Raw genomic sequence first — 15,931 nt, 5'->3', positions numbered from 1 at the left:
GCGGGATGACGCCCCCGGGTTCCAGATGGCGCCCGCGAGGAAGCGCGCACGGCCGACCGGGGATGGACTCAGGACCAACCGGGACAAAGCTTTCTCCAGAAGGTGCCGCACGATGGGCATTGAGGATTGTGGCGGCGGACAGACGGGCCGGTCGGACGTCCTGGTCATCACGACGAACGACGTACCGGGCTACCAGGCGACCCAGGTGATCGGGGAGGTGTTCGGCCTCACGGTCCCTCCCCGAGCTCTCGGCCGCGCTCGAACATGGGAGACCCCGTTCGCCATCCGGGCAGCCAGATCGGCGCCGGGCCGAAGTCCATGATCGGCGGCGAGCCGAAGGGGCCGACCAGGACCCTCGTCGAAACCCGGAACCAGGCGATGGAACAGCTCATCGAGCAGGCGCGGGCCGGGGCGCCGACGCGGTGCTGATGATGCGCTTCGACGTGACCGAGGCGGCCGACGTGGGTACGGAGGTGTGCGCGTACGGCACCGCGGCCGTGACCAGCAGGGGCTGAGCGGGCGTGTGCGCGGGTGGGGACGGCGGGGCGCCCCCCACCGCCCCCACCCGCGGCGGTCACGCCAGACGCCGGGCGTTCGCCTCGATCGCGTCCCGCAGATGCTCGGCCAGGCCCGGCCGCATCGACTCGTAGTACGCCCGGAAACGGGGATCAGCCACATACATCTCGCCGAGCCCCCGGTGGATCTCGGCGGTGCACTCGTAGAACCACGTGCCGATGTGGAGCCGGTGGGCCTCGGCCAGCTCCATCGCCCGCTCGCCGGTGGGCGGCTCCCCGTCCGCCATCAGCGCGTCGTAGGCGGCGCCCCATTCGGCGACCTCCGCCTGCATCCGCTTCCAGTCGTCCTTGGTGTACCGGGCCGCCCGGCGCTGCGACTCGGCGTACGCGGCGGTGCCGCCCCAGCGGCGCTCGGCCTCCTCCGCGTGCTCCTCGGGATCCTTGCCCCCGAAGACCTCGAACCTCTCCTCGGGTGTGAGATCGATGCCCATCTTCCGTGCCTCCATGGCTGTCTCGACGGCTTCGGCCATCCTTCGCAGCTCGGCGATCCGGTCGGACAACAGCCGGTGCTGGCGCCGCAGGTGCTCCTGCGGATCCGCCCGTGGATCGTCGAGCAGTACCGCGATCTCGTCGAGCGGGAAGCCGAGCTCCCGGTAGAACAGGATCTGCTGGAGCCGGTCGAGGTCACCGTCGTCGTAGCGGCGGTGCCCGGCCCGGCTGCGCCCGCTGGGCGAGAGCAGTCCGATGCCGTCGTAGTGGTGCAGGGTGCGCACCGTGACTCCGGCGAATCCGGCGACCCGTCCCACGGAATACTCCATGACTCCCCGCTCCCTTCCGCGATCTCCCGCGGCCTCCCGCGGCCTCCCGCGACCTCCCGCGATCTCCCGCGGCCTCCCGCGACCTCCCGCGATCGGGTACGTCCCGAGTCTGGGTCCTGACGCGACGTGAGGTGCAAGCCCGGATGACCGCCGCTCCCGGCACCGCCCGAGGGTTATGTCGGTTTTACGCCCTTATGGTGAGCCGGTGGCCACCGAATCCTCCGCCCTCGCCGGACCCGCCCCCGAGCCCACCCCCGTACGCCGGCTGCTGCCCGTCATCGTGCCCGCGCTGGTCGTCGGGGTCCTCTGCGCCCTCCTCCTGCTCGGCATCAGCCTGCTCGCCGAGCGGCTCCAGGACGTGCTCTGGGAGACGCTCCCCGACGCGCTCTCCATCGGCCGGTACTCCTCGCTCTGGATGATCGTGATGCTCACCGCGAGCGGGCTGGTGGTCGGGCTGCTGATCCGGGCGGTGCCCGGTCACGCCGGCCCCGACCCGGCGACCACCGGGCTGGTCGATCCGCCGCTGCCGCCGGGCGTGGTGCCGGGGCTGCTGCTCGTCACGGTCCTCACTCTGGCGGGCGGGGTCAGCCTCGGTCCGGAGAACCCGATCACGGCCGTCAACATCGCGCTGGCCTTCTGGCTCGGGCGCCGCTTCCTGCCCGGCACCCCGGCGGTGCTCTGGCTCCCCCTCGCCGCGGCCGGCACCATCGGGGCGCTCTTCGGCACCCCGGTCGCCGCCGCCCTGATCTTCTCCGAGATGCTCGCCTCCCAGCCCGGACCGGGCGCGCTCTGGGACCGCCTCTTCGGCCCGCTCGCGGCGGGCACCGCGGGTGCGCTCACCATGTCGCTGCTGGCCCACCCCAGCTTCGACCTGTCGCTACCCGCCTACACCCACCCGCACTGGGGCGACCTGCTCTCCTCGGTCGTGATCGCCCTGGCGGGGGCGGTGCTCGGCATGCTGGCGGTGTACGCCTTTCCCCATGCGCACCGGCTCTTCCGGGGTCTGAAGCACCCGGTCCCGGCCCTGACGGCGGGCGGGTTGCTGCTCGGTCTGCTGGGCGCGCTGGGCGGCCACCTCACCCTGTTCAAGGGACTCGCCGAGGTGAAGGAGCTGGCCGCCGACCCGGGCGGCTGGTCGGCTGGGCAGTTCGCCGTCATGGCCGTGGTGAAGACGGCCGCCCTGGTGATCGCGGCGAGCTGCGGCTTCCGGGGCGGGCGGATCTTCCCCGCCGTCTTCGTGGGGGTCGCGCTGGGGCTCTGCGCCCACGCCCTGGTCCCGTCGGTCCCGGTGGCACTGGCGGTGACCTGCGGGGTGCTCGGCATCCTGCTGGCCGTCACCCGGCAGGGCTGGCTGAGCCTGTTCACCGCGGCGGTGCTGGTCGGCGACGCGGCCGTGCTCCCGCTGCTGTGCGTCGCCTCGCTCCCCGCCTGGCTGCTGGTGACCGGGCGGCCGCAGATGGAGCTGAGCGCGGACGGTACGCCGCTGAGGTGAGCCGCGGCCGGTCCCGCCGCCCGACGAGCCGGATGCCCGGTGCTTCCGTATCGTCGCATTCATATGCATATGTCCCCACCCTGTCCACCACCCTGCCCGCCACCCCTTCGCCGGAGGCCCCGCCGTGCCCACGCCCGTCAACGTCGCCGTCATCTACTACTCGTCGACCGGAACCGTCGCCACGATCGCCAAGGCCATGGCGCAGTACGCCGAGAAGGCCGGCGCTGAGGTGCGGCTGCGCAAGGCGCGCGAACTCGCCCCGCAGGCGGCCATCGACTCCAACCTGGCGTGGGCGGCCAACGCGAAGGCCACCGCCGACATCGCCGAGGCGTCCCCCGACGACATGATCTGGGCGGACGCCGTGATCCTCGGGACTCCGACCCGGTTCGGCAACGTCACCGCCCAGCTCAAGCAGTTCCTCGACACCCTCGGCGGCCTCTGGCAGGCGGGCCACCTCGCGGACAAGGTCTACAGCGGCTTCACCTCCACCAGCACCGCGCACGGCGGCCAGGAGTCCACGCTGCTCGCGCTCTACCAGACGGTCCACCACTTCGGCGGCATCCTGGTCGCCCCCGGCTACACCGACCCGTCGAAGTTCGCCGACGGCAATCCGTACGGCACCTCGCACGTGGCCGGCCAGGGCGACATCCCGGTCGGCGAGCAGACCCTGACCGCGGCCCGGGTCCAGGCCGAGCGGGTCGTGAAGTTCACCCGGGCCATCAAGGACGGGCTGGCCGCCGAGGGCTGACGCGCCCCCGCCCGAACCGCCGCACCCTCCCCACCCCGCGGACCGCCGCACGCCGCGCACGACCGCCGAGAGCCGAGAAGGGCCGACCGCCGATGCCTCTCCACAAAGGCCAGTCCCCGAACGCGGAACCGTCCACCGCCCGCCGGAAGCTCGCCCTCAACCCCTTCTACGGGGAGGCGAACCCGGCCGCGGGCATGGAGTCGGCGCCGCCCCGGCACCGGCTGCCCGACGGACCGATGCCGCCGTCGACCGCGTACGGACTGGTCCATGACGAGCTGATGCTCGACGGCAACTCCCGGCTCAACCTCGCCACCTTCGTCACCACCTGGATGGAGCCCCAGGCCGGGGTGCTGATGGGTGAGTGCCGGGACAAGAACATGATCGACAAGGACGAGTACCCGCGTACGGCCGAGCTGGAGCGGCGCTGTGTGGCGATGCTCGCCGACCTCTGGAACGCCCCCGACCCCGCGGCCGTCGTGGGCTGTTCGACGACCGGTTCCAGCGAGGCGTGCATGCTCGCGGGGCTGGCGCTGAAACGCCGCTGGGCCGCCAGGAACGCCGACCGCTACCCGGGGGCCCGGCCGAACCTGGTCATGGGCATCAACGTGCAGGTCTGCTGGGACAAGTTCTGCAACTTCTGGGAGGTCGAGCCGAGGCTGATCCCGATGGAGGGCGAGCGCTTCCACCTCGATCCGCAGGCCGCGGCCGACCTCTGCGACGAGAACACCATCGGTGTCGTCGGGATCCTCGGCTCCACCTTCGACGGCTCGTACGAACCGGTCGCCGAGCTCTGCTCCGCCCTCGACGCCCTCCAGGAGCGCACCGGCCTCGACATCCCCGTCCATGTCGACGGGGCCTCCGGGGCGATGGTGGCGCCGTTCCTGGACGAGGACCTGGTCTGGGACTTCCGGCTGCCGAGGGTCTCCTCCATCAACACCTCGGGGCACAAGTACGGCCTGGTCTACCCGGGCGTCGGCTGGGTGCTGTGGCGCACGCACGCCGAGCTGCCCGAGGACCTGGTGTTCCGGGTCAACTACCTGGGCGGCGACATGCCGACCTTCGCGCTGAACTTCTCCCGGCCCGGCGCCCAGGTGGTGGCGCAGTACTACACCTTCCTGCGGCTGGGCCGGGACGGCTACCGGGCCGTCCAGCAGGCGTCCCGGGACGTGGCCCGCGGGCTCGCGGAACGGATCGAGGCGATCGGCGACTTCCGGCTCCTCACCCGGGGCGACCAGCTGCCCGTCTTCGCCCTGACGACCGGGCCGGACGTGACGGCGTACGACGTCTTCGACCTGTCGCTGCGGCTGCGCGAACAGGGCTGGCGCGTACCGGCGTACACCTTCCCGGCCAACCGGCAGGATCTGGCGGTGCTGCGGGTGGTGTGCCGCAACGGCTTCTCGTGGGACCTCGCCGAACTGCTGCTGGAGGACATCGGGCTGATCCTGCCCGACCTGCGCCGCCAGCCCCACCCGCTGAGCCGCGACCGGCAGGCGGCCACGGCGTTCCACCACTGAGCGGGGCCGGCGCCCGCGAGGGCCCCGCTCCGGCGGGCCGTGCGCGGGTGCCCGGTCACTCCGTGTCGCCGGGGTCCGGGACGCCCGTCGCGTACGGGTTCTCCTGTCCCTCGGCGAGCACGCCGACGAAGGGTTCGCCCTCCCCCGCGAAGGTGTACGCCCCGCCCTCGATACGGGCGATCAGCCCGCGCGTCCACTCGGCCCCGGCGTCCGCCGAGTGGACCCACAGGTTCATGATCTCGCCGATGTGGCCGACCGACTCGGGCCCGGCCTCCGGGACGTAGTGCTCGGTGACCGTGGCCCGCCAGGCCGCGAGACCGGCGACCCGCTCCCTGAGCAGCGCGACCGCCTCGGACCGCTCCAGGTCGACGATGCCGCCGAGGGCCGCCGACAGCACGTCCGGCTTCTGGTCGTAGGAGGTCAGCGCCGCGCGCAGCAGCGTGAAGTACTCCTCGTCGCCCCGCCCGGTGATCTCGTACTCGGTACGGGGCGGGCCGCCCGCGGTGCTCGGCGCGGTCTCGTGGGCGACCAGCAGGCCCTGCTTCGCCATCTGCTTCAGTGCGTGGTAGACCGAGCCCGGCTTGGCGTTGGACCACTCGTGCGCACCCCAGTACTCCAGGTCGTTGCGGACCTGATAGCCGTGCGCCCGGCCGTGCTGACGCACGGCGCAGAGGACCAGCAGCCGGATCGCGGACATGACACGCACCCTTTCTATTCAACTTTGATTAGAGTAGCCCCCCGCCTCGGCGACCAGCTCGAACGCGGTCCGCCCGTCCAGGGACTCCCGGATGATGTCGGCGTGCCCGGCGTGCCGGGCGTGTTCCTCGACGAGATGGGCCAGCAGCCACCTCATCGAGACCCGCTCGCCCTCCGGGAACCAGGGCTTGTCCGGCAGCGGGAAGGTGTCGTCCAGGCTGGGCACCGCGTGGATGAACTCCGCCAGCTCGGCCGCGACCCCCTCCCAGAACTTCACCATCGCCTCGACGCTCTCGCCGTCGACGAGCCGGAAGCTGTCCGCCCAGTTGCTTTCGTCCCGGGCGATCTCGCAGGGCTGCTGCTGGGCCATCCGCAGCCAGTTCAGCTCGGTCTCCGCGACGTGCTTGAGGAGTCCGGAGAGGGAGAGTTCGCTGCTGCTGGGCCGGCTCGCCGCCTGCTCCTCGGTCAGTCCGAGGAGCGAGCGCCTGATCGCGCCGCGCTGCGCCTCGACGAAGGAGAGGAACATGCCGCGCTCGTCGCCGGGGGTTTCCGAGGGAACGTGGGTGACCATGGTGTCCGCCTTGATGATCCGTGCCGGTTCTTCCTGACACCGATCAAGCTACGGACCCTTGCGGTCAGCTTCGGTCCTCGACTCGGGCGGGGCCCGGGGCGGAACTCGGGCGGGGCCCGGGGGCCGGTTTTCCTGGTTCGGATTGGGGGGCCGGATCCTTGGTCCGGGCCCGGGGGCCGGTTTCCTCGTCCGTACCCGGGGGCCGGACCAGGAGGCCGGACATGCGGAGACGACTCCGGGCGGGCCTCGGAAATCGGACCTGAGCGTACGGCTCCGGGGCCGGTCTCGGGAATCGGCCCAGGGAATCGGCCCCGGAAATCGGCCCCGGAAATCGGCCCCGGGCGTCAGAAGGGGAACTCGCTCCGGCCGTGCTGGATGGAGATCCACCGCTGGGTGGTGAACGCGTCCACCGTCGCCTCGCCGTTCAGCCGGCCGATCCCGGAGGACTTCTCGCCGCCGAAGGCCACCAGCGGATCGTCCTGGACGGTGGAGTCGTTGACGTGGAACATCCCGCTGACCACGCGCCGCGCGAACCGCACCCCGCGTTCGACGCTGCGGGTGTGCACGGCGCCGCTCAGCCCGTACGGGGTGTCGTTGGCGATCCGTACGGCGTCGTCCTCGCCGTCGAAGGTCACCAGCAGCGCCACCGGCCCGAATATCTCCTGGGACAGCAGCGGGGAGTCCTCGGGGAGCCCGGAAAGCACGGTCGGTTCCACGAGGTTGCCGCGGGTCCGGCCGTGGACGAGCGCGGTGGCGCCCTCGGCGATCGCCTGGTCGACCAGGGCGGTCAGGGCGTCGGCCTGGAAGGTGTTGATGACCGGCCCGATGCGGGTCTCCGGGTCGCGCGGGTCGCCCGTCCTCAGCGCGGCCACCCGGGCGGTGAACTTCTCGGTGAACTCCCGCTCCACACGGCGGTCCACCAGGATGCGGTTGGCGGCCATGCAGACCTGCCCCTGGTAGACGAAGCGGCTGAAGACGGCCGCGTCGACCGCGTAGTCGACGTCCGCGTCCTCCAGCACCACCAGGGCGCTGTTGCCGCTGAGTTCGAGGACCGTCCGCTTGAAGTGCCCGGCCGCGACGGCCCCGACCCGGCGGCCGACCCGGTCCGAGCCCGCGAACGAGATCACCCGGGGGACCGGGTGCTCGATGAACGCGTCCCCGATCTCGGCGACATCGGTGATCAGGACGTTGAGCAGTCCGGCGGGCAGCCCGGCGTCCTCGAAGATCTTCGCGATCAGCGCGCCGCCGACGATCGGGGCGTTCTGATTGGGCTTGACGACGACCGCGTTGCCGAGCGCCAGGGCCGGCGCGATGGACTTCATCGCCACCAGGAAGGGGAAGTTGAAGGGGCTGATCACCCCGATGACACCGACGGGCAGCCGGTAGAGGCGGTTCTCCTTGCCGTCCACCGGGGAGGGCAGGATGCTGCCCGGCGGGCGCAGCGCCCGGTGGATCGCGTCGCGCAGGAACTCCTCGGCGACCCGGACCTCGTACTCCGCCTTGACCCGGGTGCCGCCCAGCTCGTCGATGATCGCGTCGACGATGTCGTCGTGCAGTTCCCCGGTGACGCGCAGCGCGCGTTCCAGGACGGCGCGGCGCTCGAACGCCCCGGTGGCCGCCCAGGCCCGCTGGGCGCGCTCGGCGGCTCGGTAGGCCAGATCGACCTCCTGCGCGGTCGCGATGGTGATCGCGGCGAGTTTCTCCCCGTTGTAGGGGTTGAAATCGATGATGTCCCACGAGCCGGTTCCGGTCCGCCACTCACCGTCGATGTATTGGTCGGCCAGCTCGTAGAAGAAGGACATGCGATCCCTTAACTCAGGTGCAGACTCCGTCGAACCGTCATCGTACTGACGATTCAGATGAGTTGGAGTAGACCACGGAGCAGATCGCGGCTCTCCTCGGCTCCGGGGCTGTCCTCGTGCAGTCGCGTCATGGCCTTTTCGTACTGAGCGACTTCTTCTGCCTTGTCCAGATAGAGCGCACTTGTCAGCTGCTCCAAATAGACAATGTCCGACAGATCGGATTCCGGGAAACGCAGCATCGTAAAGGAACCGCCCTCCCCGGCATGACCGCCAAAACTGAAGGGCATGACTTGGAGGGTGACGTTGGGCTGTTCCGACATTTCGATCAGATGCCGCAATTGGGCGCGCATCACTTCGCGGTCGCCGTACGGCCGCCGGAGTGCCGCCTCGTCCAGCACGGCGTGGAGGTGGGGTGCGCGTTCGGAGACCAGGGCCTTCTGCCGCTCCAGCCGGAGCGCCACCCGGCGGTCGATCTCCACGGCGGGCGCCGCGCCCATGCCCCGGGTGACGACCGCGTGCGCGTACGCCTCGGTCTGCAACAGGCCGTGGATGAACTGGACTTCGTACACCCGGATGAGCGATGCCGCCCCCTCCAGCCCGATGTACGTCTGGAACCAGCCGGGCAGCACATCGCCGTAACTGTGCCACCAGCCCGCCACGTTGGCCTCCCGGGCCAGGCCGAGCAGGGCGTCGCGCTCCGCCTCGTCCGTGACTCCGTAGAGCGTGAGCAGGTCCTCGACGTCCCTGGCCTTGAAGCTCACCCGTCCCAACTCCATGCGGCTGATCTTCGATTCGGAGGCCCGGATGGAGTAGCCGGCCGCCTCACGGGTGATGCCGCGCGCGTCACGCAGCCTCCTGAGCTGCGAGCCCAGCAGGATGCGCCGCACCACCGATCCACTCGACTCGCCTGCCGCCACTGGTCCGGTCCTCCCCTTCGCTTCCTGGGCACCGGGGCTCCCCCCGAACCCCAAGTGCCGGATTCTGCCATCAAAACGCTTCAGCCCGTACTCATTCGATTACGGAAATGAGAAGCCTCCCAGAAGGCCTCGAAAATACACACAGGAAGAAATGACCAAGAACCGGCACGGTATCGGACAGGTCCGGCGCGTGCACGTGCATCTGCCCTTGCATCTGCCCCACGCATTGGGAACCATGGGGCTCGCGCACCTGCGTGCTCGTTCGTGTTGTGCCGCTGTACCCCCCGCAGTACCGATACAGCCGCGAATCCCGGGAGTGCCTCGCATGGGGACGAATGGATCGACGATGCTCGCGCCGTTACGGCAGGGGCTTCCACCCATCGATCCCTCAGCCGTCTCCGGCTCGGCGACCTGCACCTTGCCCGCCCGTTACGAAGCAGTGGGCGGAGCACGGCGGTTCACCCGGACGACGCTGGACGGATGGGGTCTGGCCGAGCGCTTCGACGACGTCGCACTGGTGGTCTCCGAACTCGTCACCAACGCCCTGCGGCATGCCATGCCCTCGGACGGGGCCGCTCCGGCGCCCCAGGACCCGCCCGTGCGGCTGCACTTGATGCGCTGGAGCTCGCGCCTGGTGTGCGCCGTGCGCGACCCCAGCCAGGAGAGCCCGATCGCCTCCGAGGCACCGGACTGCGCCGAATCCGGCCGCGGCCTCTTCCTCGTGGAGTCCTTCAGCGACTCGTGGGGCTGGCACCCCACCCCGGAGGCCGAGAACCCCGGCGCTCCGTCGGCCTCGCGCGGCAAGGTGGTCTGGGCGCTGTTCCGCCTCTCCGACGCCCGGTGATCCGCACGGCCGCGACAGGCGCGACAGGCGCGACGAGTACGACGAGGCGGTCGGCGGCGCGGTGCGGGGGGCTGCAACCCGCGGCAGCGGCTGAACGCGGGGCTGCGACGCGCGGGAACGGCGACGCCCGGGAACGGCGACCTCCGGGAACGGTGACGCCCGGGAACGGTGACGCCCGGGAACGGTGACGCCCGGGAACGGTGACCTCCGGGAACGGTGACACCCGGCGACCGGATCAGCCGCCCGCTACGAGGTGGTCGAACTCGCCGTCCTTCACCCCGAGCAGCAACGCCTCTATCTCGGCCGGCGTATAGACCAGCGCCGGCCCGTCGGGGTGGCGCGAATTCCGCATCGCCACATCACCGTCGGGCAGTTTCGCGAACTCCACACAGGAACCCTGGGAGTTGCTGTGTCTGCTCTTCTGCCAGACGACTCCGCGAAGCTCTGTGGCCGCCATGCCGTTGTACACGTGGTGCACAGGACGCTCCCCGAGTTGCAAGGTGCAAGTGTCAACTGTCTCGGATCATAGCTCTGTTCAAATATCCCTGCATGCGCAGATGCATGCGCGGATGCACGTGCACGCGGGGTGTTCTCACGATTACAGCTTTACTCCGTAAGAACAGACGCAGCGGAGGCCGTTTTGGCTCCGTCTACCCCCGGTCGAGCTCTCCATCCCGTTGTATCGCGCTGATAACTTGGCCCGGTCTTTCGATGACAAGGGGGAATTACCGATGCACAGACTCACGCATACCGGCGCCGTGATCGCCACCGGAATCCTCACCGCGGCAGCACTGACCGGCTGCAGCAGTGACAGCGGGAAGAGCGACACCCCGGACAAGGGCTCCGGCGCGCAACGGTCCGCCCCGGCCTCCGGCGGCGACAGCAGCTCGGGGGCCAACGCGGCTGCGCTGGAGGGCGGTTGGGCAGGAAAGACCGGTGGCAAGGCGGTAGTCCTGTCCGTGGCGTCGGGGAAGGCGGTGCTCATCACCGAGCAGCACGCCTGCACGGGCACCGTACAGGACACGGGCAAGGTGACGCTCACGCTGAAGTGCGTCGACGGCGGCGACGACCGCACCTCGGGGTCCGTCGAGTCCAACGACGGCAAGACCGTCGTGGTGTCCTGGGGCAGCGGGGTCAAGGACACCCTGGCCAAGACCGAACCCGGCGCACTGCCGTCCGGACTGCCGGACCTGGGGAGCCTGCCGACTCCCTGACCATCGCACGAAGATACGACGGACCGTCACCCGCCTTGATTCCCAGGCTCGTTGGGCTTCGGCCGCGATGTCGCTTTCGACTCCGGCCCCGACTCCGAATCAGGCTTTGAATCCCGCTTCGGCTTCGGCTTCGGCTTCTGCGTCGACTTCGACTCCGGCTTTCCGTCCAGCCCTCGGGAGAACTCTTCCAGGGCGTCGAGGAGGAGGTGGGCCCCTTCCCATACATAGGGGTCCGCCTCCCGCTCAGCCGTACCGCCCTCCCGCTCGCCCCTATCGCCTTCCCGCTCGCCCGTATCTTCCTTGCCCTCGGCCTTGCCCGTATCGCCCTTGCCTTCCCCCTCGCCCGCCCCTTCGCTCATCCCTTCGCTCGTCTCTTCACCCGCCCCTTCGCTCATCTCTTCGTTCTCCGCCCCGTTCTCCTCCTTCTCCCGCGCGCGCTGCCGCGCGTCCCACTCCGCCAGGGCCTCGCGCACCTCGGTCCAGTCCGGTACGCGCCGTTCCCGTACCGCCTTCGCGCCCTGTTCGGTGGCCCGGCGCAGCGCGTCGGCCAGGCGTGCCGCGTCCGGTACGGGGGTGGCGCCGCCACCCGGCAGATGGGCCTCCAGCAGCATCGCGGCCCGGCCCAGCTGGGCGAGCGCGTGCTGGGTGTCGTCGGCGGCGGCACGGGAGAGGCCGCGGTTGCGTACGGGTTCGTGCTGGGCGGTGGCCAGCGCCTCCTGCCAGGCGACGCGGGCCTCACGGGTGTCGAGGAGGGCGGACCGCACGTCGTCGTGGCCGCGGTCGGCCGGTTCGGCGTACTGGTCGACGACGGAGGCGGCGTACCGCCCGTCCGCCTTGAGCCAGTCGCCGAGCCTGCCGCGGAGCCTCGGTGTCTCCCAGGCCGGGTAGAGGGCGTACGAGATCATCGCGAGGAGACCGCCCGCGAGGGTGAGCACGACCCGTTCGAGCACGGTCTGTGACCAGTCGTCGCCCGCCATGCCGAGCAGGAAGACCACATACGCCGAGACGCAGGCCTGCCCGACCACGTACCCGGTGCGCATCAGCAGGTACATCAGCAGGGCGCAGAGCACGGCGAGCATCGCGGCCGGGGTCACCCCGGGGTGGGCGGTCTGGACGATCGCGGTGGCGAGCGAGACGCCGACGATGGTGCCGCCGAAGCGGGCCACCGACCGCGCGTACGTCTGGGAGAACTCCGGCCGCATCACCATGACGGCGGCCATGGGCGCCCAGTAGCCGTGGCCGAACGGCAGCGCGGTGCCGATGAGATAGCCGCCGGCCGCGACGACGGAGACCCGGACGGCGTGCCGCAGGATCGGGGAGCCCGGACGCAGCTCCACGCGCATCGCCTGTACGACGACGGGGACCAGCCGCAACAGGGTGGGGCGGCGGCGGTGCGCGGCGGGGGGCGTCCCGCCCGCTGGGGTCTTGATGGCCTCGGCGGCCTCCTCGGCCCTGGCGTCCTGCTCCTTCGTGCCCTCGCCCTCGGCCGTCTCGATGACGTCGGAGAGCAGGGCGCCGAGCCGGTCGGCGGCGCGCAGCGGCGGGCCGGTGAGCAGGGTTCCGGTGTCCGGGGTCTTCAGCGTGGCCACGGCGGACGGGGCGAGCTCGACCGGGTCGCCGTGCCGGATCGCGCGGGCGGCCGAGTCGAGCACCGATCCGGCGGCGGCGAGCAGCTCGCGGACCCGTTCCCGCTCCGGCCCTTCGGCCGGCACGCCCAGCGAGGGATCGGCGAGCGAGGCGAGCACCGGTCTGATCCGTTCGGCGACGCCTCGGGAGCCGCGCAGTTCGGGCGGGCGGCGGCGGGCCTGGCGCGGGGTGATCGCGGCCGCGCTGCGGGCCGTCATCAACGGCACCGGGTCGAAGGGGGCCAGCGGGTCGTGGCGCAGCCGCCGGGCGTAGTCGGCCTCGGCGGCCAGCGCATCGGCGAGGGCGTCGCGCTGGGCGCCCCATCTGCGCACCGGGAACAGGACGATCAGCCCGGCCTGCACCACCCCGCCGAACAGGATCATTCCGGCATGCACGGCCGAGTTCGCGACGGAGGTGGGCAGGGTGACCGTGACCAGCATGATCGCGACGTTCGACGCCGCGATGATCCCGGCGGTCGGCCCCGCCGCCCACGCCAGGCCCGCGACGAACGTCCAGAGCACCAGCAGGGCGAGGAAGAGCGGCAGCCGGGATCCGGTGAGATAGCCGAGGAACGTCGACACGGCGAGGCTCGCGCCGGAGACCAGGGCGAGCACGGGCCGGGGGCGCCAGCTGCGCTGGAAGGTGGCGATCGCCGCCTGGAACGCGCCGAACGCGGAACTCGCGGCGACCACGGGCCCGAAGAACGCGAGGCTGATCCCGAGGACGAGTGCGAGACCGGCCGCGCCACGGATCGCGATGAGCGGTTCGAGACGCCGCCGCTCGATCGAGAGCCCCGAGCGGGCGGTCTCCTTCAGCGCCCGGAGCCAGCTCATGCCCTGAGCCTAACCGGAAGAAATACCGATTCGCCCGACTTGCCGGATACCTTCCTCCGCGAGCGGCGCCCGGCGCCTGCCACGTGACTCCTCGATGGCGGCGCTGCTGGTGATCGCCGCATGGGCCCTCGGCGGCGGCGATCACCGGCAGCGCAGCGCAGCACAAGCCCAGCACACCGCACCGCACCGCACTGCACTGCACTGCATGGCTCGGCGGCTACCTCAGCGGTTACCGCGTCGGCCGCGGAGTTCCGGGCCGTTGCGGCCGTTGCGGCCGTCGCGGTCTTTGCCGCCCATCCGCGCACGGTCCGCCGCGGCCGTTCCATGGGTCCAGCCGTCCAGGTCCGTGGCGCCCCGGACCCGGGTGGTCGTGGTCTGGGGGAACATCCGCTCGGCGGTGTCCGTGACGGCCATGTCGCGGGCCGCGAGTACCGGGAGCAGATCGGGGGTACCGGTCCCGCCCCGTCCGGACCCCGGGCCGCCGCCGGGACCGGCCTCGGCCGCCGCGGTGACGCGGGCGGTGTCGGCGGCCAGTCGGCTGCCCAGCCGCTGGGCGTACGCCATCAGGAAGGACTGTCGGAACGTCTTGGTCCGCTTGCGCCCGCCGGCCCGCTGACCCGCCTCCGCCTTCGTCATCGCCACCGTGCCCTGGACCAGCAGGGAGGTGTACAGGAGCTCCACGGCGTCCAGGTCCGGTTCGAAGCCGACCACCGTGGAGAAGCCGAGGTCGCTGTTCCACACCGCACGGCAGCGGTTGGCGCCTGCGACCGCGTCGAGCAGGATCGCCTTCGCCGTCTCGTACGGTGCGTCGACCCCGATCCGGCATGCGCCCGGGGCCTCCTCGCTGTGGGTACGGGCGGCGAGCAGGGCCTCGTCGATGGAGTGCCGGGCCATCAGCTCCTGCGCCTTGGTGGTGAGGGCCTCCGCCTCCTCGGGGAATCCGGTCGCCTCCGCCTTGGCGAGCAGGGCACGGATCCGGGTCAGCATCCGGGGTTCGTCGTGCGCGGGCGGCAGCCGGAGCCCGTGCGGAAGGGCGCCGGGCGGGGGCCCGACCGGTTCGATGGTGGGGAGCCGGAGCAGCAGCCGGTACAGACCGAGGACGGCACAGGCGTAGGAGAAACGGTCCGGCCGGTTCCGGGGCGGCGCGGCGGGAAGCCCGTCGATCTGGGACCGCCAGCGGTGCGGAAGCCGCTCGTACCGCGCGGTCTCCGAAGCGATCAGCCCGGCGGCCAGGCAGGCCGCGGTCTCGTCCAGCTCGCGGCGGACGAGGCGTACGACGTCGGCGGGCTGCCAACCGCGCTCCCAGGCGCGCCGGACGAACTCCTCGCCGCGCCGGAACAGCTCCGCGTCCGACCCCGGGTCGGCGGCGAGCAGGGAGGCCCCGGTGTCGATACCGGCGTCGCCGTCCGTGTAGAGGGCTGCCGCGAATGCCTGGTCGATCACCGGTTCCATGAGGTCAGGGTATGCAGGGTGGCGCAGCGCGCCGCAGGCCGTCCACCACGGGCGTGGACCGGGCACGGCAGCCCTCACCGCCGCTCGCGGCGGCTGCGAAGTCGTGCGGCCGTTCGATATCCACAGGGTGTGGACAAGCGGGGCGGCGTGACGGCGGGGCACGCCCCTGGCCGACGCAGGGGCGGTGGGCGGCTGACGGCGGCGCCGGTCCCGGCGCACCCATGGGCCGGGACAACGGACCCGGCGCGCCCATGGGGCGGAAGAGCGGGCCCGGCACACCCACGGGCGGAAGAGCGGGCCCGGCCGCCCGCACCACACGGCCACCACCGCACCGCACCGCACAGCCGCCGCCGGGCCGGACCGTACGCGTACCCCACCGGGCCGTACGCGCCTCCGGGCCGGACGGTACGCGCCCCCGGGCCGGACCGTACGTGACCCCCGCCGCACCGCACTCCGACCCCCACCGGGCCATGCGCGCGCCAACCGTACGTGGCCCCCGCCGGACCAGCACGGGTTCCGGCGGACCAGCACGGCCCCTGCGGGACCAGCGTGAGTCCCGGCGGACCACGCGTTCGGTCCACCCGGTAACCCATCCAGCCCCACCCGCTGACGATGTATCCGCTTTCATTCTTTTGTCAGGTTTTCGCGTGCTTTCATCTCGCCATGGAGGCGATCACATGGTGACCGAGAACCGACAACAGGACACAAGCGCACGGCCGATCACATCGCGGCGCCGCGTACTGACCGCCGCCGCGCTCGCTCCGGTACTGACCTCGGCGGCCCCCGCAGTCGCCCGGCCACAACCCCGGCCCCGGCCCCGCCCCCGACCCGCCGCAGCAGCCGGGCCGGCCGGAATGGCGGGGATGGCCGAGGCGGCGCACGGGAGGCG

Annotated in this window: 13 protein-coding genes and 1 pseudogene; 6 read left to right on the top strand and 8 right to left on the bottom strand. The window is 71.6% G+C overall.

Translation table 11 applies throughout. The annotated features are described in order from the left end of the window. Positions 1-112 precede the first annotated feature (112 nt). Positions 113-515, top strand: a pseudogene (locus ACFVFH_RS12975) (YbjQ family protein). A 59-nt stretch (positions 516-574) separates the two neighbouring features. Here the strand turns inward: ACFVFH_RS12975 and ACFVFH_RS12970 are convergent. Further along, positions 575-1,333: a MerR family transcriptional regulator gene (locus ACFVFH_RS12970; protein ID WP_383766574.1), complete on the bottom strand. Its 759-nt coding sequence runs from the start codon at positions 1,331-1,333 to the stop codon at positions 575-577. Between the two features lie 205 nt (positions 1,334-1,538). On the opposite strand from ACFVFH_RS12970, the gene ACFVFH_RS12965 reads away from it, so the two are divergent. The 3 genes from ACFVFH_RS12965 (at position 1,539) to ACFVFH_RS12955 (ending at position 5,087) form a co-directional block, all read left to right on the top strand. Beyond that, on the top strand, positions 1,539-2,825 hold the full coding sequence (locus ACFVFH_RS12965) for an ion channel protein (RefSeq protein WP_383766571.1): 1,287 nt from the start codon (positions 1,539-1,541) through the stop codon (positions 2,823-2,825). Positions 2,826-2,949: 124 nt separating this feature from the next. Then, complete coding sequence (wrbA, locus tag ACFVFH_RS12960) at positions 2,950-3,573, top strand: NAD(P)H:quinone oxidoreductase (protein WP_383766568.1); 624 nt, start codon at positions 2,950-2,952, stop codon at positions 3,571-3,573. A 92-nt stretch (positions 3,574-3,665) separates the two neighbouring features. Then, positions 3,666-5,087, top strand: coding sequence for a glutamate decarboxylase (locus ACFVFH_RS12955; RefSeq protein WP_383766566.1), 1,422 nt, complete (start codon positions 3,666-3,668; stop codon positions 5,085-5,087). Positions 5,088-5,142: 55 nt separating this feature from the next. Here ACFVFH_RS12955 and ACFVFH_RS12950 read toward each other — a convergent pair whose 3' ends face one another. The 4 genes from ACFVFH_RS12950 to ACFVFH_RS12935 form a co-directional block, all read right to left on the bottom strand. Continuing rightward, positions 5,143-5,784, bottom strand: a complete 642-nt coding sequence (locus ACFVFH_RS12950) for a PadR family transcriptional regulator (RefSeq protein WP_383766563.1) — start codon at positions 5,782-5,784, stop codon at positions 5,143-5,145. An 18-nt stretch (positions 5,785-5,802) separates the two neighbouring features. Then, the gene (locus ACFVFH_RS12945; protein WP_383766561.1) at positions 5,803-6,354 is read right to left on the bottom strand and encodes a DinB family protein; all 552 of its coding nucleotides are present in this window, start codon (positions 6,352-6,354) and stop codon (positions 5,803-5,805) included. Between the two features lie 344 nt (positions 6,355-6,698). Next, entirely contained in the window at positions 6,699-8,156 is a 1,458-nt protein-coding gene (locus ACFVFH_RS12940) for an aldehyde dehydrogenase family protein (protein ID WP_383766559.1), read from the bottom strand. A 53-nt stretch (positions 8,157-8,209) separates the two neighbouring features. Then, a complete protein-coding gene (locus tag ACFVFH_RS12935; RefSeq protein ID WP_383766557.1) occupies positions 8,210-9,073 on the bottom strand; it encodes a helix-turn-helix domain-containing protein in 864 nt (287 codons plus the stop codon). A gap of 325 nt (positions 9,074-9,398) precedes the next feature. Between ACFVFH_RS12935 and ACFVFH_RS12930 the strand changes: the two genes are divergently transcribed. Next, positions 9,399-9,917 (top strand): ATP-binding protein, encoded by a 519-nt coding sequence (locus ACFVFH_RS12930; RefSeq protein WP_383766555.1) that lies wholly within the window; start codon positions 9,399-9,401, stop codon positions 9,915-9,917. A 235-nt stretch (positions 9,918-10,152) separates the two neighbouring features. On the opposite strand, the gene ACFVFH_RS12925 is transcribed toward ACFVFH_RS12930, so the two are convergent. Beyond that, on the bottom strand, positions 10,153-10,395 hold the full coding sequence (locus tag ACFVFH_RS12925; protein ID WP_266690134.1) for a DUF397 domain-containing protein: 243 nt from the start codon (positions 10,393-10,395) through the stop codon (positions 10,153-10,155). Positions 10,396-10,648: 253 nt separating this feature from the next. Between ACFVFH_RS12925 and ACFVFH_RS12920 the strand changes: the two genes are divergently transcribed. Then, positions 10,649-11,131, top strand: coding sequence for a hypothetical protein (locus ACFVFH_RS12920; RefSeq protein ID WP_383766552.1), 483 nt, complete (start codon positions 10,649-10,651; stop codon positions 11,129-11,131). A 26-nt stretch (positions 11,132-11,157) separates the two neighbouring features. Here the strand turns inward: ACFVFH_RS12920 and ACFVFH_RS12915 are convergent, their stop codons facing one another. Both ACFVFH_RS12915 and ACFVFH_RS12910 read right to left on the bottom strand, forming a co-directional pair. Further along, the gene (locus ACFVFH_RS12915; protein ID WP_383766549.1) at positions 11,158-13,590 is read right to left on the bottom strand and encodes an FUSC family protein; all 2,433 of its coding nucleotides are present in this window, start codon (positions 13,588-13,590) and stop codon (positions 11,158-11,160) included. Between the two features lie 222 nt (positions 13,591-13,812). Then, positions 13,813-15,042, bottom strand: coding sequence for a DUF2786 domain-containing protein (locus tag ACFVFH_RS12910; RefSeq protein WP_383766547.1), 1,230 nt, complete (start codon positions 15,040-15,042; stop codon positions 13,813-13,815). Positions 15,043-15,931 lie beyond the last annotated feature (889 nt).

The sequence above is a fragment of the Streptomyces sp. NPDC057697 genome, from assembly GCF_042799335.1.
In the GTDB taxonomy this organism is placed as follows: Bacteria; Actinomycetota; Actinomycetes; order Streptomycetales; family Streptomycetaceae; genus Streptomyces.
The sequence above is the reverse complement of the archived record's forward strand: the minus strand, read 5'-3'. Positions and strand labels throughout refer to the sequence as shown.